Annotated in this window: 22 protein-coding genes; all 22 read left to right on the top strand. The window is 43.6% G+C overall.

Annotated elements, in window-relative coordinates; translation table 11 throughout:
- Positions 1-85: 85 nt before the first annotated feature.
- The 22 genes from C4533_01530 (at position 86) to C4533_01635 (ending at position 22613) form a co-directional block, all read left to right on the top strand.
- A complete protein-coding gene (locus tag C4533_01530; protein RJP29694.1) occupies positions 86-505 on the top strand; it encodes a YjbQ family protein in 420 nt (139 codons plus the stop codon).
- Positions 502-1605, top strand: a complete 1104-nt coding sequence (gene lpxK, locus C4533_01535) for a tetraacyldisaccharide 4'-kinase (protein RJP29695.1) — start codon at positions 502-504, stop codon at positions 1603-1605. The genes C4533_01530 and lpxK overlap by 4 nt, the downstream gene beginning before the upstream one ends.
- The gene (locus C4533_01540) at positions 1559-3511 is read left to right on the top strand and encodes a hypothetical protein (GenBank protein RJP29696.1); all 1953 of its coding nucleotides are present in this window, start codon (positions 1559-1561) and stop codon (positions 3509-3511) included. Before lpxK ends, C4533_01540 begins: the two co-directional genes overlap by 47 nt.
- Positions 3508-5604, top strand: a complete 2097-nt coding sequence (gene waaF / locus C4533_01545; protein ID RJP29697.1) for a lipopolysaccharide heptosyltransferase II — start codon at positions 3508-3510, stop codon at positions 5602-5604. Before C4533_01540 ends, waaF (C4533_01545) begins: the two co-directional genes overlap by 4 nt.
- The gene (locus C4533_01550; GenBank protein ID RJP29698.1) at positions 5601-6704 is read left to right on the top strand and encodes a glycosyltransferase family 1 protein; all 1104 of its coding nucleotides are present in this window, start codon (positions 5601-5603) and stop codon (positions 6702-6704) included. Before waaF (C4533_01545) ends, C4533_01550 begins: the two co-directional genes overlap by 4 nt.
- Complete coding sequence (locus C4533_01555; GenBank protein RJP29699.1) at positions 6683-7474, top strand: polysaccharide deacetylase family protein; 792 nt, start codon at positions 6683-6685, stop codon at positions 7472-7474. Before C4533_01550 ends, C4533_01555 begins: the two co-directional genes overlap by 22 nt.
- Positions 7467-8492, top strand: a complete 1026-nt coding sequence (gene waaF / locus C4533_01560; GenBank protein ID RJP29700.1) for a lipopolysaccharide heptosyltransferase II — start codon at positions 7467-7469, stop codon at positions 8490-8492. Before C4533_01555 ends, waaF (C4533_01560) begins: the two co-directional genes overlap by 8 nt.
- A complete protein-coding gene (gene waaF, locus C4533_01565) occupies positions 8479-10542 on the top strand; it encodes a lipopolysaccharide heptosyltransferase II (GenBank protein RJP29701.1) in 2064 nt (687 codons plus the stop codon). The genes waaF (C4533_01560) and waaF (C4533_01565) overlap by 14 nt, the downstream gene beginning before the upstream one ends.
- A 146-nt stretch (positions 10543-10688) precedes the next feature.
- Complete coding sequence (locus C4533_01570) at positions 10689-10994, top strand: hypothetical protein (GenBank protein ID RJP29702.1); 306 nt, start codon at positions 10689-10691, stop codon at positions 10992-10994.
- Between the two features lie 152 nt (positions 10995-11146).
- Positions 11147-11827 carry a hypothetical protein gene (locus tag C4533_01575; protein ID RJP29703.1) on the top strand — a complete coding sequence of 227 codons (681 nt, stop codon included), beginning with the start codon at positions 11147-11149 and terminating at the stop codon, positions 11825-11827.
- 78 nt (positions 11828-11905) lie between these two features.
- Complete coding sequence (locus tag C4533_01580) at positions 11906-12715, top strand: hypothetical protein (GenBank protein RJP29704.1); 810 nt, start codon at positions 11906-11908, stop codon at positions 12713-12715.
- A 304-nt stretch (positions 12716-13019) separates the two neighbouring features.
- Positions 13020-13949, top strand: coding sequence for a hypothetical protein (locus tag C4533_01585; protein ID RJP29705.1), 930 nt, complete (start codon positions 13020-13022; stop codon positions 13947-13949).
- On the top strand, positions 13946-14965 hold the full coding sequence (gene rfaE1 / locus C4533_01590) for a D-glycero-beta-D-manno-heptose-7-phosphate kinase (GenBank protein RJP29706.1): 1020 nt from the start codon (positions 13946-13948) through the stop codon (positions 14963-14965). The genes C4533_01585 and rfaE1 overlap by 4 nt, the downstream gene beginning before the upstream one ends.
- Positions 14966-14990: 25 nt before the next feature.
- Positions 14991-15731: a 3-deoxy-manno-octulosonate cytidylyltransferase gene (kdsB, locus tag C4533_01595; GenBank protein RJP29707.1), complete on the top strand. Its 741-nt coding sequence runs from the start codon at positions 14991-14993 to the stop codon at positions 15729-15731.
- Positions 15731-16543: a 3-deoxy-8-phosphooctulonate synthase gene (locus C4533_01600; protein ID RJP29708.1), complete on the top strand. Its 813-nt coding sequence runs from the start codon at positions 15731-15733 to the stop codon at positions 16541-16543. Before kdsB ends, C4533_01600 begins: the two co-directional genes overlap by 1 nt.
- Entirely contained in the window at positions 16540-17511 is a 972-nt protein-coding gene (locus C4533_01605; protein ID RJP29709.1) for a KpsF/GutQ family sugar-phosphate isomerase, read from the top strand. The genes C4533_01600 and C4533_01605 overlap by 4 nt, the downstream gene beginning before the upstream one ends.
- Positions 17511-18038 (top strand): HAD-IIIA family hydrolase, encoded by a 528-nt coding sequence (locus tag C4533_01610; protein ID RJP29710.1) that lies wholly within the window; start codon positions 17511-17513, stop codon positions 18036-18038. The genes C4533_01605 and C4533_01610 overlap by 1 nt, the downstream gene beginning before the upstream one ends.
- On the top strand, positions 18028-18918 hold the full coding sequence (lptC, locus tag C4533_01615) for an LPS export ABC transporter periplasmic protein LptC (GenBank protein ID RJP29711.1): 891 nt from the start codon (positions 18028-18030) through the stop codon (positions 18916-18918). The genes C4533_01610 and lptC overlap by 11 nt, the downstream gene beginning before the upstream one ends.
- On the top strand, positions 18899-19621 hold the full coding sequence (gene lptB / locus C4533_01620; GenBank protein ID RJP29712.1) for an LPS export ABC transporter ATP-binding protein: 723 nt from the start codon (positions 18899-18901) through the stop codon (positions 19619-19621). Before lptC ends, lptB begins: the two co-directional genes overlap by 20 nt.
- Before the next feature lie 120 nt (positions 19622-19741).
- The gene (locus tag C4533_01625; protein RJP29713.1) at positions 19742-20614 is read left to right on the top strand and encodes a hypothetical protein; all 873 of its coding nucleotides are present in this window, start codon (positions 19742-19744) and stop codon (positions 20612-20614) included.
- A 225-nt stretch (positions 20615-20839) separates the two neighbouring features.
- Positions 20840-21445, top strand: a complete 606-nt coding sequence (gene clpP / locus C4533_01630; protein RJP29714.1) for an ATP-dependent Clp endopeptidase proteolytic subunit ClpP — start codon at positions 20840-20842, stop codon at positions 21443-21445.
- 31 nt (positions 21446-21476) lie between these two features.
- Positions 21477-22613 (top strand): alanine--glyoxylate aminotransferase family protein, encoded by a 1137-nt coding sequence (locus C4533_01635; GenBank protein RJP29715.1) that lies wholly within the window; start codon positions 21477-21479, stop codon positions 22611-22613.
- The last annotated feature ends 58 nt before the right edge of the window (positions 22614-22671 follow it).

The raw sequence follows: 22671 nt of genomic DNA on the forward strand, positions 1-22671 counted from the left end.
TTTCGGCTGTTTACCCTCTTAAAATCATTTGCTTGGCCCCAGCCTTTATGCTATCATATTTAAATCAATTTTAGCCAAATGAGCCATGAAAATAGTTAATGAAACGCTGAGTTTCAAAACCCGGGGAAACCCCGATTTAATTAACATAACTGCTGATGTTGCAAAGTGTTTAGGCTCAAAGAAATTCATAAATGGCAGCATTATTTTGTTTGTCATCGGCTCAACAGCAGCTCTGACTACATTTGAGTATGAACCGGGCATGATAAAAGATATACAGGAGATATTTGAGAAATTGGTCCCCAGCGCTAAAGGCTATCATCACGACCAAACCTGGGGTGATGCCAATGGCTTCAGCCATATAAGGTCTGCTTTGGTAGGCCCATCCCTGACCATACCTTTTAAAGACGCTGAGTTATTGCTTGGCACCTGGCAGCAGATAGTCCTTCTTGAGTTTGACAACCGGCCGCGCCAGAGAAAAATCGCCGTCCAAATAATCGGAGAATAAGATTGAAGAAATCCATATTGCATGACCCTAAATTTTTCTTATATTCCCTGGCTACTGACAAGAAAAATGGTTTCATTGCCGGTGTAATTAAATTATTCCTGCTGATTTTATCTTTATTATATGGTATAGCCGTTAATTTACTTATACTTTCATCAAGCTCAAGGAAGGCTGTCCTAAAATGCAAGGTCATAAGTATAGGCAATATCACTTTAGGCGGAACAGGCAAGACTATGCTTGTGGAATATGTCTCAAGCTTCCTTAAGGAAAGCGGCATAAAATTTGCGATTATCAGCAGGGGTTATAAGAGAACCCTCTCTGCGGTTGCCAAAAACCAATTCTCAATCGCTCAAATGGGCGATGAGCCATATATGCTCTGGAAAAAACTCAAAGATGTCCCGGTCATCGTAGACAGCGACAGGATAAATGCCGCTGATAAAGCAATAAATGAATATAAGGTTAATGGCGTACTTCTTGATGATGCATTCCAGCAGTGGGCCATTAAAAAAGACCTGGAGGTCTGCGTAATCGATTCCTTGAATCCTTTTGGGAACGGGCATCTTATCCCGAGGGGGATTTTACGCGAGCCGCTCTCTTCATTAAAACGGGCGGATGTCTTTGTCTTAAGCAAGACAAATTTCTGCGAAAACCTTCCTGCGCTTGAACAGAGATTAAGCAGGATTAATTCTAAGGCGCTCATCGTAAAAAGCACCCATGAGTACTGCGGGTTTTATAAAATCAACCAGCATCAGCTTGATTTTGAAATGGAATTTTTAAGGGATAAGAAAGTGGCCCTCATCTCCGGCATAGGAGACCCGCATTCTTTTGAAAAAACAGTCAATTCTCTCGGCATAGATTATGAACTTTCTTTCAGGTTCATGGATCACCATAATTACACAAGCGACGAATTAAGGCATATCGTGAATAAGAGCGAAGAAAAAGGCATAACTTATATTATTACCACCGAGAAGGACGCAGTAAGGATCAGCGACCTCAACGAACCGGTTCTTACAGAGAATTTTCTGGTCTTAAAAGTAAAATTAAAGATAACCGATAATGAAGAAAAATTCCATAGTAGATTACTCAGGGTATTTTCTGCTTAAATACCTCGGCCCGCTTATAAGGTGTCTGCCTGTAAAGGCAGTTTACTTTTTGGGAAGGCGCTTAGGGGAGGCGATATACCTACTTGATTTTAAGCACCGCGCGATAGCGTATTCCAACATGAAGAGGGTCTTAGGCAGTGCTCAGCCTGCCTGGAGGCTGAAGAAGACGTTAAAAGGTTTTTACAGGTCGTTCGGCCAGAGCATTATGGACCTTTTTTTGATCCCGTCCATAAATGAAAAGTATATCAATAAATATATAAGTATAGACGGCAGGCAAAATTTGGATGAGGCATTTAAAAAAGGAAAGGGAGTCATATTCTGCGGGGTGCATGAAGGAAGCTGGGAGATCTATAATATCGTCTGTGCAAATTTAGGCCTTCCTTTTGTGCTTTTTGTCCGCCAGCAGTCGCTTAAACGCATGGATGCTTTACTAAATTCTTACCGCAGGCATAATCAGTCCAAGGTGATACAGAGGGAAGCAAGTATGCGGCAGCTTGTTGAAGTTTTAGAGAGCAACGAATCCATAGGGATGACAGTAGATCAGGGAGGCGCAAAAGGCGAGCGGGTGAAATTCTTTGGCAAGAACGCCTCTATGGCAACAGGCGCAATACGCCTTGCGATAAAGCGCGATGTGACACTTGTGCCTGCTTTTTATCACCGGCTAAAGGGCCAATACGCAAAAATAATAATTGATAAGCCTTTCAAGATAGAGAAAACAGGGAATATTGAAGAAGACGTAAGGCTTAATTTAGAAAGGCTGATTCAAATATTTGAAGGGTATATTAAAAAATACCCCACTGAATTCTACTGGCCTTACAGGATATGGAAATACTCCGATGAGCGCAGTGTGCTTGTTTTAAGCGACGGGAAAGCAGGCCACATCAGGCAGTCAGATGCGCTTTTAAAGTTGATCAAAGAGCATTATGCGCAAGCCGGAATCAAGGCCGATGTCCAATATATAGACGTCAAATTCAAAAATAAATTTTCCAAGTTTTTATTGCAGTTATCGGCCTGTTTTAGCGGCAGGTACAGCTGCCAGGGCTGCTTCTGGTGCTTAAGGAGGTTTATTGAGCCAAATGTTTTAGGCGCGCTCACTAAAGCAAACCCGGACCTTGTTGTTTCCTGCGGCTCATCATTAGCTGCAATAAACTTCCTGGTATCAAGGGAGAGCTTAGCAAAATCCATAGTGATCATGAAGCCGTCGGTTTTTAGCGTAAGGAGGTTTGACCTCGTTATCATGCCCAGGCACGATGCGCCTCCCAGGAGAAAGAATGTTGTTATGATAGACGGTGTGCTCACCGGCGTAAATAAAGATTATCTTAAAGAAAAAATGCGGCTGCTTGATGATTCCGGGCTTTACAGGAAAGGCGCCTCTTTCAATAACTATATAGGCTTATTTATCGGCGGAAAAAGCAAGAAATTCGGCTTAAGCAAGGACACTGCCTTGGCAGTTATAAGGCAGTTAAAAGATGTTTGCAGCAGCGCTGATTTCGGCTTGCTGGCTACTACCTCGCGCAGGACAACAGATGAGGTCGCCCGCGCAGTAAAAGACGAGCTGCATGATGAGAAATGCTGCTCGCTGCTGGTGATATACAATGAAAAGAATTATCCTTTTATATCCGGAGGGATACTGGCAAAGAGCGATATTGTTGTTGTATCTGCTGACAGCATATCCATGGTATGCGAGGCAATAGATAGCTTAAAGCACGTAATCGTATTTAAAGACGCAGGCTTATCAGGCAGGCACAAGGCGCTGCTTAATAATTTCGCAAGGAAAGGCCTTATCCATCTTATAGAGCCGGTAAGGCTTAAGGCTGAGATAGAAGAAATAATCATCCAGAAACCGGTGATAAAAACTAGCTCCAAAGAATCATTGATAAGAGAGGCATTAAAGAAAGTATTATGAATATCCTGCAGGTACTTCCTGAATTAAATGTCGGCGGCGTAGAAACAGGCACGCTTGATCTTGCCAAGCATCTTGTCAAGCTCGGGCATAATGCAGTGGTTGTATCCTGCGGCGGGGCGCTGGTCAAGGAGCTTGAGAGCTACGGCATAAAACATTATCAGCTTGCGGTAAATAAAAAATCCATTCCCACGATGATAAAGATGGTCCCTAAATTAGCCGAGATAATAACCAGGGAAAACATCGATATAGTGCATGCGCGCTCGCGCGTGCCGGCATGGATAGCCTATTTTGCCGCAAGACGGACCAGGCGCGTATTTATAACTACCTGCCACGGTTATTACACCAGGCATCCGTTTAGTTTTGTCATGGGCTGGGCAAAGAAGGTCATCGTATTGAGCAATGTGATAGGCAGGCATATGATCGAGGATTTTGGCGTGCCGGTTGAGCGGGTAAGGATGATACCGCGCAGCGTTGACATCGAGAAATTCAAATTTATCGACCCGCAGGAAAAAAAGTTTGATTATTTTAACGTCGGCATAATCGGCAGGATCACCCCTTTAAAGGGGCACCTTGATTTTATAAAAGCTATGGCTAAAGTCGCGCGGGTCATCCCGCGGCTTAAGATTTGGATAGTCGGAGATGCGCCGGAATCAAAAGAGGCGTATAAAGAGCAGGTGCAGGTTTTAGTCAGGAGGCTGGGCTTAAGCCACTGCACCCAGTTTCTGGGCACGCAAAGGAACATACCGGAGATATTATCCAATTTTAACCTGCTTGTTTTAGCAACGACAACCCAGGAGGCATTCGGCAGGGTAATAATAGAGGCGCAGGCAAGCGGCGTTCCGGTAGTCGCGACAAAAGTCGGAGGCGTAATTGATATAATTGAGAATGGTAAAAACGGGATTTTAGTTGCGCCTGCCGATCCTCTGGCGATGTCCGAAGCAATAATCAAGATAGCAAAGGACCCCGCTCTTGCCGGGAAAATGGCCCATGCCGCATACAAAAAAGTGGTTGAGAAATATAATATCGAGCTGATGGTAAAAAATACCATGAAAGTCTACGATGAGGCGCTCCAGGATAAGAGCATTCTGATAATCAAGCTCAGCTCGCTCGGAGATATCATACTTTCTACCGCGGCAATACGCGCCATAAGAGAAAAATTCAGCAGGAATTATAAGATTACGCTTTTGGTGGATGAAAAATTCAAAGAGCCGGTACTGACTTGCCCCTATATCGACGAATTGCTGGTATGCGATTTTAAATTCCGCGATTCCGGGATAAAGGGGCTGCTTAAGCTGGCTAAGATACTAAGGAAAAAGAATTTTGATATAGCCATCGACCTGCAGAATAACCACCGCAGCCATCTTTTGTCTTTTTTAAGCCTTGCTGTAGACCGGTATGGTTACAAAAATAATAAATTCGGGTTTTTGCTTAACAAGGGTGTCAGACTTGATAAGGCTCCGGCGCCTCCGGTAGAGCACCAGTTCCGGATATTAAAACCTTTAGGTATTGAGTTGAATGACCCCAGGCTAGAAATGTGGCCGGCAAAGAAGGACCATGATTATGTAGATGAGTTTCTCGGCTCTGAATGGCTGAATTCGAAGCAGAGGTTGATCGGGATAAATATAAGCGCAAGCAAAAGATGGCTCACCAAAGGCTGGCCGATAGAGCATATGGTAAAGTTATGCGAGGAGCTTGCGCGCAAAGAATTCAGGATGGTCATAACCGGCTTAGAACATGATTCAAAACTGGCAACGGAATTGATAAAAAGACTTAAAAACACAAAAGCGATTAATGCCTGCGGAAAGACTTCCATAAATCAGCTTGCCTGCCTGATTGCAAGGTGCAGCGTTTTTATTTCGGGAGATTCTGCGCCGCTGCATATTGCATCCAGCCAGAATATCCCGGTGGTTGCGCTTTTCGGGCCGACTGATCCCCTGCGGCATATCCCGCCGCATGATAAAATAATCGTAATAAGGAAAGAACTATCCTGTTCGCCGTGCTATAAACCCAACTGCAGGAATATAAGGTGCATGAACCAGATTAAACCCGAAGAAGTGATTGACGCGGTTATGCAGCTACTGGAAGGCAAATGAACATACTTTTTATAACTAACCATATAAATATCGGGGGTATTACAAGCTATGTGGTTAATTTAGGCTCAGGCTTCAGGGAACTGGGCCATGAGGTATACATAGCTTCTTCCGGCGGAGAATGCCTGTCCAGGATGGAGGATAAGCGCATATATTTTTATCCCATACCCATCAGGACAAAATCAGTGCTCAGCCCGAAAATTTTGATCAGTTTCTTAAAATTAAAGGGGCTGGTAAATAGCAAGAACATAGATATAATCCATGCTAATTCCAGGACCACGCAGGCCTTAGCATGCCTGTTAAGCCGGGCCACAAAAGTCCCGTATGTTTCAACCTGCCATGGTTTTTTCAGGCCCAGGATGCAAAGGAGGATGTTTTCCTGCTGGGGTAAGAGAGTTATCGCAGTGAGCGATTCGGTAAAGGAACATTTGATTAATGATTTTAATGTCAGCTTCGATAAAATAAGCCTTGTTTATAGCGGTATAGATATAGACAGGTTCAGTGTCCCCACCCCCAAGGAGAGGGTTGAGGCAAAGCAGTATTTCGGTTTAGGCAGGGGCAAAACTATCGGGATAATCGCCCGGCTCTCCGATGTAAAGGGCCATATATACCTGATTGAGGCGTTAAGGTATATCCTTGCGATGATGCCTGAGGTGCAGTTATTGATAGTCGGCGACGGAAACATGAAAAATGAACTGGTTACCCGCGTCAATAATTACGGGATTGCAAAGAACGTATTTTTTGTAACACAGACGCTTGATACGAGGGATGTCTTAGCGGCGATAGATATCTTTGTCATGCCTTCCATTAAAGAGGGTCTAGGTTTAGCGCTCATGGAGGCGATGGCATGCGGCCTTCCGGTTATCGGCAGCGATATTGGCGGCATAAAGAACCTTATAACCAATGATGTAAACGGGTTGCTTTTTCCGGTCGCAGACAGTAACGCATTGGCTAAAGCGATAGTTGAGCTCATTAAGGATGATAAACGCGCAGCTAAGCTCGGAGAGAGAGCAAGAGAGTTTATCTGCGCAAATTTTTCCAAAGATAGAATGGCAAGAGAAACCTTAGAGGTTTATAAAAAATGCTTAAATCAAAAAAGCTAAAAATAATAATTATATTGGCTGCGTTATTAGGTATCGTTTCTATGGGCCTGGTATCTTTTATCCGCCGGAACTATGTTCCGCCGATACTTATGTACCACTTTATAAGGCCGGGTGAGCCTCCTTCAATGAGGTTAACGGTTTCACCTGCTACTTTTGAGAGGCAGATGCGGGTTTTAAAAATACTAAGATATAAAGTGCGGCCGTTAAGCGACCTGGTTAAGATGATGGAGAGTAGCGAGAAGATCCCCTACGGCACGGTTTTTATTACTTTTGACGACGGGAGCAAGGACAATTATATCAATGCATACCCCGTACTTAAAAAATACAGCCTGCCGGCAACGATGTTTATAATCACGCAGGAGGTGGGCAGGGATGACAGGTTAAACTGGAATGAAATACTCAAGATGCGCGATTCAGGCCTGATTGATTTCGGCAGCCACTGCATCGGCCCGGAGCCTTTAGTTAATCTTAAATCAGAAGAAAAAATTAAAGACGAGATATTCAGGTCAAAGGCGGTATTAGAAGATAAGCTCAATGAACCGATAGAGTTATTTGCTTATCCCGAGGGTCTTTTTAACGAAAGGATCCGCCAGCTTGTAATAGATGCAGGCTATAAACTTGCCTTTACTACTTCAAAGAAAGGCTATCCCGATAACGACCGCTTTGCGATGAAGCGCTTGAGGATCTCCGAGACTTCGGCAAATCCGATTGTATTCTGTATCCAGGTTTCAGGGGTGTATAATTTCATTAAGGAGCACCGTGATGACTAAAAGGATACTGATTTTTAACGTTAATTGGCTGGGAGATGTATTATTTTCTACCGCGGTTATCAGGAATTTAAAACGCAATTACCCGGATAGCTATATTGCCTGTTGTGTGCCGGGAAGGTGCCTGCAGATTATCAAGGGCAACCCGCACCTGGATGAGATCATTATTTACGACGAGCGCGGCAAGGCAAAGGGCCTTATGCCGCGGCTTAAATTCATCAACATGCTTAAAACAAAGAAATTTGATACGGTTTATCTTTTACACCGGTCGTTCAGCCGCGCGCTTATGTGCAGGCTGGCAGGCATACCTGAGAGGATAGGCTATCATACTAAAAAGAGGGCGTTTCTTCTTACTAAAGCCATAAAACAGCCTAAAAAAGACAGCATGCACCGTATAGATTATTACCTTAATATCTTAAAAGAAAGCGGGCTTGCCTGTCATGACCGGCACACTGAGTTTACATTTGACGACATGGATATGCTTGCCGTTGGCAATTTTTTCAAGGAAAATGATTTGGATGATAAAGGCCTGCTTATTGCTATTAACCCGGGCGGGAATTGGCTTCCCAAACGCTGGCCCAAAGAAAATTGGGCAAAACTGGCTGACCTGATAATCAGTGAATTAAAGGCAAAAGTTATTATTACCGGCGGCTCCCAGGATTTAAAATTAAGCAAAGAAATAGAAGGCTTGATGAAAAATAAGCCGGTCATCTCTGTAGATATCTTTAATTTAAAACAGCTGGGCGCATTGTTAAGCAGGATACCGCTTTTTATTACTGCTGATTCCGGGCCTTTGCATATCGCAAGCTCGGTAGGCTGCAGGAACATTATCGCTATCTTCGGCCCGACTTCGGCCAGCGTAACCGGGCCTGTGCCGGGAGATAATACGCTGATTATCCAAAAAGACGTAGGATGCAAAATCCCATGCTACGAGGTGAAATGCCCGGATAACCGCTGCATGAAGGCGATTACCCCGGAAGAGGTTTTAAAAGAAATCAAAAAGATTTATGCCAAAAGATAAACAAGTCAAAAAAATACTATTCATCACCCTAAGCAATATCGGTGATAATTTTCTATCCCTTCCGGTATTAGATACCTTAAAAGAATGTTTCCCCCTTGCCCAGATACACGTAATGGCAGCGCTCCGGCCTAAAGAGATATTTGAGAATAACCCCCTGATAAGTAAAGTCATCGCGTACGATAAGCACTCCCGCTTAAGCGAGAAGATGAAATTGTTCGGCCAGCTCCAGAGAGAAAGATACGATATCGTCATTGATTTGCGCAACAGCCTCTTTGGCGCGCTCCTTCCTGCGCGCTACAGGATTTCGCCGTTTCTTATCGTGCCTAAAGACATAAAGCATATGAATTCCAGGCATCTTTATAAAGTAAAAAAGATCCTGCTTAAGATAAAGAAAGATTTATCCGTAAGCATGAAGGAGACAGTGTTTTTCTTGAACCCCGAGGATAAGGCGCGCATAAAGAAGATCCTTTTAGACCACGGACTTTTTTTCCGTAACGACGTAGTCGTGGTCTCAGCCGGCGCGCGCAGTTATATCAAGCGCTGGCCCAAGGAAAAATTCACCGAGCTCATTACTTTAATGATAAAAGAATTCGGCGTAAAGGTGGTCTTAGTCGGAGATAAGGACGATGAGCCGGTCTCTGAATATATAGCCAGCAACTGCCCGTATCCTGTGTTGAATTTAACGGGCCAAACCAATATCGCCCAGCTTGCGTACCTTTTAAAGCGGGCAAGGTTTTTAATAACTAATGACAGCGCGCCTCTTCATATCGTAAGTTACCTGAACGTGCCGGTAGTGGCAATATTCGGGCCGACCAACGAAGAAAAATACGGTCCCTGGTCGGATAACTATTCGCTGGCAAAAAAAGATATCTCCTGCCGGCCGTGCGAGAAAGCAGATTGTTCCCTCGGCTCGATAAACTGCATGAACATGATAAGGGCTGACGAGGTATTACGCCTTGCGCGCAAGATGATAGTTGACAAGTTTGAGCCGCAAGATAAAAAGATAGACCATGATTTTAAGCGCATCCTCATTGTGCGCACTGACAGGATCGGCGATGTGGTCTTATCTACCCCGGTGATTAAGAACCTGCGCAATAGATTCCCTTCAGCATATATTGCCATGGTGGTTTCTCCGCAGGCAAAGGAGATAATTGACAATAACCCCTATCTTGATGAAGTGATACTCTATGATAAGGACAAAGAGCATAAAGGATGGCAGCAGAGCATGGAATTTGCCGGGCTTCTTGCCAAGAAAAAGTTTGATATAGCAATAATACTGCATCCGACCAACCGCATGCACTTATTGACATTCCTGGCAAAGATACCGGTCAGGGTAGGCTATGACAAGAAAATGGGATTTTTGTTGAGTAAAAAGATAAAGCATACAAAACAATTAGGGCAAAAACACGAGCTTGAGTATAATCTGGATTTATTAAAGGCAATCGGCATAAATGCCGAAGATAAAGAATTAATTTTTAATATCCGCCCGGAAGTTGAGATATGGGCGCGCCATAAATTAATGAATTTGGGCGTAAAAGACAACGAGAAGGTAATAGCAATACATCCCTCAGCAAGTTGCCCTTCTAAGATCTGGCCGCATGAGAGATTTGCACAACTTGCAGATAAGCTTATCGAGAAATACAGCTTTAAAGTGCTCATTGTGGCTGCTGCAAAGGATAATTATCTGGCTGAAAAAGTGATGAAAGAGATGTATAATGAAGCCATAAACTTAAGCGGAGAGACTTCCGTCAGCCAATTAGCCGCAATATTAAAGAGAAGCGTTTTATTCATATCCAATGATTCCGGGCCCGTGCATGTTGCTAGCGCGGTAAACACTCCGGTTATCTCCATTTTTGGCAGGAACCAGGCAGGGCTTAGCCCCAAGCGCTGGGCGCCGGTAGGCAAAAAAGATAAGGTCCTGCATAAAGAAGTCGGCTGCATCCAATGCCTTGCGCATAACTGTAAAAAGAATTTTGCCTGTTTAAGGGCGATAGGTGTGGAGGATGTGATTAGAGCGGTGGAAGAGGTATTAGCGAAGCAGCTGTTATAATTAGTTCATAGTTCATAGTTAATGGTTCATAGTTCATAGATTAGTTCACGGTTCACAGAGCATAGTTCATAGAAATATCAAGAAGAGGTTAGAGGGGCCTGGTCCTTAAAATTAGTTCCTATAAGAAATGGGCTTTGGAGGAAATTATGGATAATAAAAAGATATATAATAATGACTTGATAGTGTTTTCGATTTTGGGGAGCTTATGCCTTTTGCCGTCTTTATTAATGCTATACTATTTTTTTGTTTCAGAATCCAGCCAACCGCCGTATCTATTAAGAATGCTTTTTGAGATTATGCTTTCATCAAAAACCTATGCCCCTATGTGGTCAGAGGTTGATAAAGATCTTTTACTATACCGAGCTATTATTTGGATGGCTTTAGGTATCGGATTGATAGGTTTTGGAATTTATAAATATAAAAAGGAATCGGTTATTAAGACTAGTTTATAGTTGATGGTTCATAGATCATAGAAATAGATAAAGTAGGTAGTCACAAAGACACACGACACAAGGACACAAAAATTAGTTCACGGTTCACAGTACACGGAGCACAGTTAATGCACTAGATTCGTTTGAGAACTGTTCAGTTGGAGGAATTTAACATGTATACGATTATAAAAAAAATACTAGCGAAGATAGTTAATAATAAAGATCTAATTGTAACTATTGTAGCTGTTGTTGCACTTGTAGTTTCCGTTAGGGGATGTTGCGTATCTACGGATGCTTATAGACTATCTAAAGAATCTAAAAATATAGCAAAGGATGCTTTAGATACGGGAAAATATCAGTTTATCCAAATTAATCGCCCTTATGTATTGATCTCTCCAAAGAAATTCAATGATGGCTCATTTTGGAAAATTCAGCAAAAAAGCAATCACGTCGAAATTATAGTTAAATACGAAATAAAGAACGTGGGTAACGTTGCGGCAAAAAATATTGAATTACCTGATAATTTAATAATTGGACAAGAGACAAAACTCAAGAGAGATGCACCTGTTTCTTATAAGAAAATGAGCGAGGTGACATTAGGACCCGGAGATTTTTATGAACTTGTGTGTAGTTTTGTGTTAGATTATTCAGACGAAGAGGCAGCCAAAAATAATTATGAGTATATTGTTTCGGATTCAAGTGAAGGCCTAACTTTGTTGTTAGCGGTAACTTATACAAACGAGATAGATGGATTTATGGAATATAGGACAATAGTTGAAAACAGAATTCATAATGATAATGCTTTAATTATCAAATCTGAGATGCTTAATCTCAATACTAAAGCTAAGAATTGAATTGCAAATAATATAGTTAGAGAGTCGTCTTTAAATAGAAAACACTGTTTTGTATTTAAGAAGCTCAAAAGAAGATCTATGAAAAATTTAGACTTGGAGAAAAATGCAATAAAAGGGATTCGAGAAGCGATAGCTTGGCATACTATAATAGTGGATGTTTCCCTCGCCAATACTTCTCTTGGGTGGGGGACGGGAACATTATTAGAGATAAATAGCAGAAAGTTTATATTAACATGCGCACATGTAGTTAAAAAAGAATATAAAAATAAAGATTTGAGGTTTATTTATCGCTCAGGAAATTCTTTAAGAGATGCTGATAAAGATATTATTAAAGAAGCTCCGCTTAATGATCTAGTTGAAGCAGATGATAAAGCGTATTCTTTAGAAATTCCAACAATTAATAGGTTTTATTCTGATTTTACTGATGATTTAGTCATGCTGGAATTAGAGCCAACAGCAAAAACAATAAGTAATTTTGTTTTTTTTGATGCCTCTATAGGGAGAATCATATCTCCTGAAATTGGCATGGCGACTTATATGCTTGGTTTTTCTGTTGAACTAACAAGAGAAATTAATAAATATGGTGTTGGAAATTTCCATTATTTCTTGGGATCAAAAATCATAGATTTTGCTGCTTCTGACCGAAGCATTGATTATAATAGGCAATTTTTTATCGATTATAGTATTGATGATCACTCAGTTGACCTGCATGGTTTGAGCGGCTGTGGAGTATGGACGCGCAAGCCATCTGGAAAGAATAATTTATGGTCTCCAAATCTTTATCTTGTTGGAGTCCAGGATGCTTTTATCACAGTAACTAGAAAATTTCAGCCTATCCGAGCGACTAGGGGAGAAAGAATAACAGATTTAATTAACAAAACAATATAAATAATAAACACTTTATGATATGTGTGTAAAGTGGATTTTGGTTTTCTCAATAAGCTATCAGCTCCAGGCTATATTTATCGTGATATACATATAGTTTTTCTGTGACCTTGTGTCTTTGTGACCAACTACTCTAGTTATTACTGTGCTCCGTGAACCGTGATCTGTGAACTCAAGCTTTTTGTGTCCTTGTGTCGTGTGACTTTGTGACTACCTACTTTAGCTATTTCTATGAACTATGAACCATCAACCATGAACCTTTTTTCCCTTTGCTTTCCCTCATTTTTGTGCTAAAATTAACAGTTCAATGAGCAATATAAAGAAGGTTAAAACATACTCCATAAAGAAGCGTTTCAGCAAGGTAAAGGCAGGGGATTTTGCCAAGGCTCCGGCAAAAAACAAGTCCTTTGCCCGCTTCTATGAGTCTATGCCGGATATCCTTAAGGCCAAGGATTTAAGGGCGGTTGTAGATGCGGTAGTGGCAGCCCGGCGCAAGAAAAAAAGCGTAATATTAATGGCCGGCGCGCACGTTATTAAATGCGGGCTTAACCCGGTTATCGTCGAGCTTCTTAAGAAGAAGGCCGTATCTTGCGTATGTTTAAACGGCGCAGGGATAATCCATGATTTTGAGCTGGCTTACCAGGCTAAAACCTCCGAAGATGTAGGCGAAGCCTTAAGAACGGGTAGTTTTGGCATGGGCAGAGAGACTGCTGAGTTCATCAATCAGGCAGTTTTAGATGGAGTTTGCGCAGGCAAAGGCCTGGGTAATTCTGTGGGCATGGCAATAACCAAAGCCAAGCTACCGCATAGGGATTTGAGCCTGTTATACAATGCCTATAAATCCAATATTCCGGTTTGCGTATTCGTTGCAATCGGAACTGACATAATACACCAGCACCCTTCGTTTAACCCGGCTTTAACCGGTGAGGCAAGCTATCGGGATTTTGCCACTTTAGTATATGAGATCAAATCCCTAAATAACGGAGGTGTATTGCTGAATTTCGGCTCGGCAGTTATCATGCCTGAGGTGTTTTTAAAAGCGCTTAACCTGACCCGCAACTTAGGGCATAAGGCGCAGAATTTTACAACCGCAAATTTTGATATGATACACCATTACCGGCCGCATCAGAATATCGTTACGCGCCCGGTTGAGGCAGGCGGCAAAGGCTACTATATTATCGGCCACCATGAAATAATGCTTCCGCTCTTTGCCCAGGCCGTCTTAGAAAAGATATGAAAGAATTTGATAAGTTAATAAAAGATTTCAGAAAGGCGCGCATCCTTGTAATCGGCGATTTGATACTTGATGAATACATCTGGGGAGATGTAAGCCGGATATCCCCGGAAGCGCCGGTACCGGTAGTGTGGGCAAAGAAGAGGAATTTTATGCCCGGGGGAGCGGCAAATGTCGCATCCAACATCGTTTCCCTTGGCGCAAAAGTATGCCTCTTAGGCGTAATCGGCGATTATGCAAGCGCAGACACCATGCTTACGGAGTTAAAAAAGAGAAAGATACCCACAGGCACTGTCTTTATTGACAGGCACAGGCACACGACATTAAAGACCCGGATTATCGCCGGCCACCAGCAGATAGTGCGCGTTGACTGGGAGGATACGCACCCGGTGCCAAAGAAGATAAACGATAAGATAATAAATTTTGTCACAAAGAACATAGATAAATTTGACGCAGTCATCATTGAAGATTACGGTAAGGGCGTAATAAACATCGAGCTCCTTGAAAAGGTAGTCAAGCTTGGCGCAAAAAAGAAGAAGGTGATCACTGTTGATCCTAAGGAAGAGCATTTCCAGTATTACCGCGGGGTTACTTCAATCACACCCAACAGGCGCGAGCTTGAGAACGCAGTAAGGAACTTAAAGATCAAAGATACTTCCAACAAGTTTAAGATCTGCGACGATAAATTATTCAGCGATAAAGAGATTGAGAATGCCGCCCGCCAGATACTAAAATACCTCGGCTTAGATTCCATACTGGTCACTCTGGGCGAGAACGGGATGTGGCTTTTTGAGAATAACGGCCATGATGTAAAGATACCGACTGTGGCGCAGGAGGTATTTGATGTATCGGGCGCAGGCGATGCGGTTATCGCCTGTTTTACGCTTGCCTTAGCAAGCGGGGCGCAAAAGAAAAAAGCAGCGGCTTTAGCAAACATCGCCGCAGGCATTGTAGTCGGAAAACTGGGCACAGTCCCGGTGACTAAAGAAGAACTTTTACAGAAAATACATAAGCTTTGAGAATAGAAAGGCAGAAGGTGCTTAAATGGATGTAGTCGGCGTAATCCCGGCAAGGTTTTCATCAACGCGCTTTGAAGGAAAAGTTTTGGCAGATATTGCAGGAAAGCCCATGATACAGCATGTCTGGGAGCGCGCAAAGCAAGCGCTTATCCTTGATGAACTGATTATTGCCTGTGACGATGAGAGGATACAGGAAGCGGTAAAGGAATTCGGCGCTAAGGCGGTTATGACATCAAAGAGCCATTCCTGCGGCACAGACAGGATAATCGAGGTGATAAACCCGCTTGATGTAAAAGTGGTGATCAATATCCAAGCAGATGAGCCGCTTATCAATCCTATGATGATTGATATGGCAGCCCGGGCGATATTGGATGACGAAAATGTCCATATGTCGACGATCTGCAAAAAAATAGAGGACCCGGAGCTGATAAATGACCCGAATGTGGTAAAGGTGGTAATGGATAAAAACGGCTTTGCCCTGTATTTCTCAAGGGCGGCTATCCCGCATTGCGGCCATGATAATGAAGGCGTCTGCATTGATTACTACAAGCATATAGGCTTATACGGATATACAAAAGACTTTTTATTCACTTATAAAAATTTACCGCAGTCCTGCCTTGAGAAGTGCGAGCGCTTAGAGCAGCTGCGCGTGTTAGAGCACGGCTTCCGCATCAAGGTAGTTGAGACTAAATTTGATACTTTAGGGGTAGATACCCCCGAAGATTTACAGAGGGTGAGAGATTACCTGAAAAACCAGGAGAACTGATGCCGCAAGTAGAGGTTAATAAAATAAAGATAGGCCATGGCAACCCTTTAGTTTTAATCGCCGGCCCATGCGTCATTGAAAATGCCAAAGACTGCATGGACGCGGCAAAGAGATTAAAGGAGATAGCCAAAAAGCATAAGCTCGGGTTGATTTTTAAATCCAGCTTTGATAAAGCTAACCGTCTTTCCGGGGATTCTTTCCGCGGTCCGGGTCTTGTTAAAGGCTTAGAGATCTTAAGCCGGATAAAGAAAGAGGTAAATGTCCCGATACTGACTGATGTGCATTGCGCCCACGATGTAGACAGGGTCGCAGAGGTCGCTGATGTGATACAGATCCCCGCGTTTTTATGCCGCCAGACAAATATTGTCGTTAAGGCAGCAAAGAGCGGCAGGGTTGTAAACATCAAAAAAGGCCAGTTTCTTGCCCCTTGGGATATGGCCCCGATAATAAAAAAGATAGAGGAAGCCGGCAGCAAAAAGATTTTGATTACCGAAAGAGGGGTTTCTTTCGGGTATAATAATTTAGTCACGGATTTCCGCGCGCTTGCGATAATGCGCGCTTTCGGTTACCCGGTCATCTTTGATGCCACCCACAGCATACAGATACCCGGAGGGAAAGGGAGCTGTTCAGGTGGCCAGAGCGAATTTGTTGACGGATTGTCACGCGCGGCAGTTGCTTTTGGCTGTGACGGGATATTCTTAGAGGTGCATCAGAACCCGAAAGCCGCACTCTGTGACGGGCTAAACATGATAGATTTTAAACAGCTGGATAAATTGCTTGCCCAATTAAAGAAAATAGAGGAAGTATTATGAAGAGGCATTCGGTAGAAAAAATAGCAAAGGATGTTTTGACTATAGAGGCGCAGGCAGTAAGCGCTTTAAAGAGCAGGATAGGCGCGGATTTTAAGAAGGCGTTTAATATTTTGTTTAAGACAAAAGGAAGGGTGGTAGTAAGCGGTATAGGAAAAACCGGAATTATCGGGCAAAAATTTTCCGCAACCCTTGCCTCAACCGGTACGCCCAGCCTGTTTTTGCATACAACAGAGGCAGTGCACGGGGACTTGGGCAAAGTTACCGACGAGGACTCGGTCGTGCTCATCTCTAACAGCGGTTCAGGTGAAGAGATAAAACAGCTGCTCCCTATACTTAAGAAGATCGGATGTAAAATCATCGCCATGACCGGAAACCCGGAATCTTTGCTTGCCGAATACAGCGATGTGGTTTTGGATATCTCGGTAAAAAAAGAGGCTTGCCCCCTGGGGCTTGCGCCCACAGCATCCACCACTGCGACCCTGGCGATGTCAGATGCTTTGGCAGTCTGCCTGCTTGAAAGCAAAGGCTTTAAGAAGAGCGATTTTGCTTTCTTCCACCCCGGCGGAGCATTAGGCAAAAGGCTGCTGCTTAAAGTAGAGGATATCATGCGTAAGGGCAGGGATAACCCGGTGGTAAAAGCAGAAGAAAGAGTGGATAAAGTCCTGGTTAAGATCACCCAGGTAAGAGCAGGTTCAGCCACTATCGTGGACACAAGCGGAAGGGTAAAAGGCATTTTTACTGACGGCGATTTAAGAAGGCACTTAGAGAAGGATAAGAACCTCGCCAGCCGCAGGATAAAAGAAGTAATGACAAAGAACCCGACTGTAGTCGGCAAAGATATGCTGGCAGCCGAAGCTATGCGTATAATGCGCCAGAAGAGAATAGATGAGATACCGGTTGTAAATAAAAAAGGTATTGCTATAGGCCTGTTGGATATCCAGGACCTTTTAAAATCCGGAGTTGTCTGATGCAGGGAGACCTTATAGATAAAGCTAAAATGATCAAGGTCCTTTTGCTTGATGTCGACGGGGTTTTGACTGACGGAAGGATAATCTATGATTCCGCAGGCCGCGATATGAAATTATTCGACGTGCATGACGGCCTGGGGGTAGCGTTATTGCATAAATCAGGGATACCCACGGTTTTGATTACCGCAAAAGGCTCCAGGGCGATTAAGCCGCGGGCAAAGGATATGAAAGTCGCCAGGATATATGAAAATATCTCCCCCAAGACAGCCGTATTAGATAAGATTATTAAGAAATATAAAATAAAGCCCGAAGAATTATGTTTTATCGGAGATGACCTGGTCGACCTCTGTTTATTAAAGCGGGTAGGCCTGGCCGTTTCAGTCGCCAATGCCTGCGCAGAAGTAAAGAAGATAAGCCACTATACCACCGCTAAGGAAGGCGGCAGGGGCGCGGTGCGCGAAGTAGCTGAGATGATCCTTAAATCACAGGGAAAATGGCAAGAGGCGATAAGGAAATATGAGGCTTAAATTCTTCTTCATCTGTTCTTTGTTTTTATTAAGTTTATGTTTTATCGCGCCTCTTTATGCCCAGACAAAGCAGGAAGGTGCCCAGGAGATAAGCGATTTTTCCCTTGCCGGTTACGGCGAAAAGGGAAAGAAGTCCTGGGATATCGCAGGAAAGTCAGCCAATATCCTTAACGATATCGTCAAGCTTGACGATATTACGGGCAACCTATACGGCGAAGATGATGTAAAGCTTACCGCAGATAAGGGGGATTTTGATAAGAGCCAGGCAAAGGTCCACCTGCAGGATAATGTCGTCATCACTACCGCATCAGGGGCAAAGCTGACCACTGATTCCCTTGACTGGGACAGGAAGAAACAGGAAGTCAAAACGAGTGATCCGGTCAATATCCAAAGGGATAACATTACCACTACCGGGGTAGGCGCCTTGGGTGAGCCGAGCTTAAAGAAAGTTACCCTTAATAAACAGGTAAAAGTTGATATTGACGCAGAGCAAAATCCCAAAGCTGGCGCACCTCAAGAGAAAGTAGTGATAACCTGCGACGGCCCGCTTACGATAGATTATGAAAAGAACATCGCGGTTTTTAATAACAACGTAAAAGTAGTGCGTCAGGATTCAGTGATATACAGCGATACTATGGATGTTTATTTTATTGCCAATAGCGGCAACAAGGGAAAGATAAATACAGCAGGCAATGCTGCATTGGGCAGTAAAATCGACAAAATAATTTCCCGCGGCAACGTAAAAGTAGTGCGCGGGGAGAATGTTTCTTACAGCGATGAGGCAGTTTATACGGCAGCCGATAAAAAGATCGTATTAAGCGGCCGCCCCAGGCTTGAAATATATTCATCGGAGGATTTAGATGCATCTTTTGGAAATTAAAAACTTATCCAAATCTTATGACGGCAGGCAGGTGGTCAAAGGAGTGGATATCCTGGTAAAAAGAGGCGAGATAGTCGGGCTCCTGGGGCCAAACGGCGCGGGAAAGACCACGACTTTTTATATGGTAGTCGGAGTCATCCCGCCGGAAAAAGGAAAGATAGTCTTTGATAATCAGGATATAACCAACCTGCCTATCCATGAGCGCGCGCATTACGGCATAGCTTATCTATCGCAGGAGGCTTCAGTATTCAGGAAGCTTACCGTAGAGGAGAATATATCGTCAATACTTGAGACGCTTCCCATATCGCGCGCCGAAAGGAAGCGTAAGCTAGGGATACTGCTTGATGAATTGAATATCGCGCACCTTGCCAAGAACAAAGCATATACTTTATCAGGCGGGGAAAGAAGAAGGCTTGAGATAACGCGCGCGCTTGTCACCAACCCTTCTTTTATACTCCTTGATGAGCCATTTTCCGGCATAGACCCGATAGTAGTCAGCGAAGCGCAGGAGATAATAAAGGAGCTTAAGGAAAAAGGCTTAGGGATACTGCTTACCGACCACAATGTACGTGAGACCCTTTCTATCACAGACAGGGCTTATTTAATAGCCGAAGGAAAAATATTAATATCCGGCTCAGCGCAGGAATTGATAGACAACCCTAAGGCAAGGGAAGTTTATCTGGGTGAGAAGTTCAGGATGTAGTTATTTAGTTGATTCGTTGATTCGTTGAACCGTTGAATCGTTTAATCGAAGAAAACGAGATTAACTAATCAACGAGTAAACTAATCAACTATTCAACGATTAAACGATAAAGGAGTTAACGTGAAAACAGCAGTAAAGAAGCTTGATGCAACTAAAAGGGAAATGTCAATCGAGGTAACAGGCGAGGTCATAAAGAATAAATTTGAAGACGTGATAAAGAAGATATCCAAAGAGGCAAAGGTCCCTGGATTCCGCCCGGGCCATGCGCCCCGGGATCTCATTGAGAAGAATTTCTCCGGCGCCATACGCGAACAGGTCCTAAAAGAGCTCGTCCCGGAATTATACAACCAGGCGATAGAAAAGGAAGCGTTGGATGTAATAGAGCTTCCGGATATCTCAGATATAAAACTTGATAATGTTACGCTTACTTTCAAGGCGACGGTTGAAACAGCCCCCGAAATAGCGCTTAAGAATTACAAGAAGTTGAAAGTCAGCTATAAGAATGTAGAAGTAACGCCTGATGACGTTAAGCGCAGCATAGATTCGCTTAAGGAATCAAGGAAGCTGGATAATCTTGACGATAATTTTGCCCGCGGATTAGGGTATCCTACGCTTGCAGATCTGGAGAAGACAATAGAAAAACAGCTCTTCCTGCAAAAGGAACACCAGCAGAGGCAGAAGATGGAAGAGGAGATAATCGAACAGCTCAATTCCCAGGCGGATTTTAAGATACCTGCGACACTCATCGAACGCCAGATAAATGATATGCTCAGGCAGACAAAGATAGACCTGGCAATGAAGGGGATACCTGCTGAAAGAGTGGATGAAAGAGAGAAGGAATTAAGGAAAGAGATGGAGCCGCAGGCAAAAAAACAGGTCAAGACTTACCTGATTCTATCCGAGATCGCAAAGAAGGAAAAGATAGAACTTAACGACCACATGCCGCATAATGTAATGGAGTTTTTGTTAAGAGAAGCGGAATGGAAAGGTTAGTTCGTAGCAATATGGGTCACAAAGTCACACGACACAAAGACACAAGGTCATAAGGTCACAAGAACGCCATACTCAATACGCACTACGCAATACGACCGAAGGGAGTCCTGAGCGACATGTGGTGAGCGAAGTCGAACCAAGTCGAAGGACGCAATACGTTCAGTAATCTGTGATCTGTGAACTGTGCACAAATATTTTATTAAATCTTTTAAAAGGGAGGATGTAATGTCGACTAAAATGCAGACTTTGGTTCCGATGGTCATCGAACAGACATCGCGCGGTTACGAAAGGGCTTATGATATTTATTCACGCCTTCTAAAGGACAGGATAATCTTTATCGGCACGCCTATCGATGATGTTGTCGCAAACCTGGTTATTGCCCAAATGCTTTTCCTGCAGATGGAAGACGTTAAGAAAGATATAAATATATATATAAATTCTCCCGGCGGTTCCGTTACATCGGGCCTGGCGATATATGATACGATGCAGTTTGTAAAATGCGACGTGGCTACTTATTGCGTGGGGCAAGCTGCCAGCATGGGGGCTTTGTTATTATGCGCCGGCACCAAAGGCAAAAGGTTCGTATTGCCGAATTCGCGGGTGATGATACACCAGCCGTGGGGAGGCATACAGGGAGTGGCTGCGGATATCTCTATTCATGCAAAAGAGATACTTAAGATGCGCGATAAGATAAACGAGATACTTGCCCATCATACAGGCAAGACCGTTGATAAATTGCAGAAGGATACTGACAGGGATTATTTTATGTCTGCGCAGGAAGCAAAAGATTACGGCCTCGTAGACGAAGTAATAGCAGAAAAAAAGAAATAACAGGCAATAATATAATTCTTCGGAGGAAAAGATGAAGAAAAAATACCTACTTACCCCAGGGCCTACTCCGGTTCCTCCTCAGGTAGCTGAGGTCATGAGCCGGCCGATAATCCATCACCGCACCCCGCAGTTCCAGGCTGTGCTTAAGGAAGCGGTTGAGGGGCTAAAGTATATTTATCAGACTAAAAACGATTGTTTCATACTTACATCTTCGGGTACGGGGGCGATGGAGGCGGCAGTCGTGAACCTGCTTAGCCCCGGTGATTACGCCCTGGTGGTCGAGGGCGGGAAATTCGGCGAGAGATGGACGGAATTGTGCAAGAAATATTCGGTCAATGCCGAGGTTATTACCGTAGAATGGGGTAAGGCAGTCAGCCCAGAGGAGATAAAGAAACGCCTTCAGGCTAATCCTAAAATCAAAGTGGTGTTTACTACTTTATGCGAAACTTCAACCGGCGTTGATAACGATATAAAGGCAATCGGGGATGTGGTGGGCGCAACAAATGCTGCTTTGGTTGTTGATGCTATAAGCGGTTTAGGCGCCATCAATATTAAAACCGATGAATGGAAGTGCGATATCGTAGTATCAGGCTCACAGAAGGGCCTTATGCTCCCGCCGGGGTTAAGTTTTATATCCGTTAGCAGTAAGGCGTGGAATTTGATTAAGGATTCGAAATTACCGAAATATTATTTTGACCTTACCGCGGCAAAGAAGGCATGGGATAAGACAGACACGCCTTTTACGCCTGCGCTTACCCTTGTGATTGCTTTAGCCGAGGCATTAAAGATAATGAAAGAAGACGGCCTTGAAAATATATTTGCCAGGCATATCAGAATGGCAGATGCGACAAGGGCCGCCGTAAAGGCAATAGGGCTGGAATTATTTGCGCCTACTGCCGCATCTAACGCCGTTACCGCTGTCAAGGTCCCTGCGGGTATCGACGGAGAAAAACTGGTAAAGGCCATGCGCGATACCTACGGCATAACTATTGCCGGAGGCCAGGCTGAGCTTAAAGGCAAGGTCATCAGGATCGCGCATATGGGTTTCATAGAAGAGTTTGATATTATTGTAGGTATAAGCTGCCTTGAAAAGGTCCTCACCCAGATGGGTTATAAGTTTAACATAGGCGAAGGAGTTAAGGCCGCGCAGCAGGTTTTTCTGAAGTGACGTTTATCATTTAATCAATGCTGATTAAGGCGCAGTTTTAACTTGCGCCTGCGGCGGA

Source organism: Candidatus Omnitrophota bacterium, from assembly GCA_003598025.1.
In the GTDB taxonomy this organism is placed as follows: Bacteria; Omnitrophota; Gorgyraeia; order Gygaellales; family Profunditerraquicolaceae; genus Profunditerraquicola.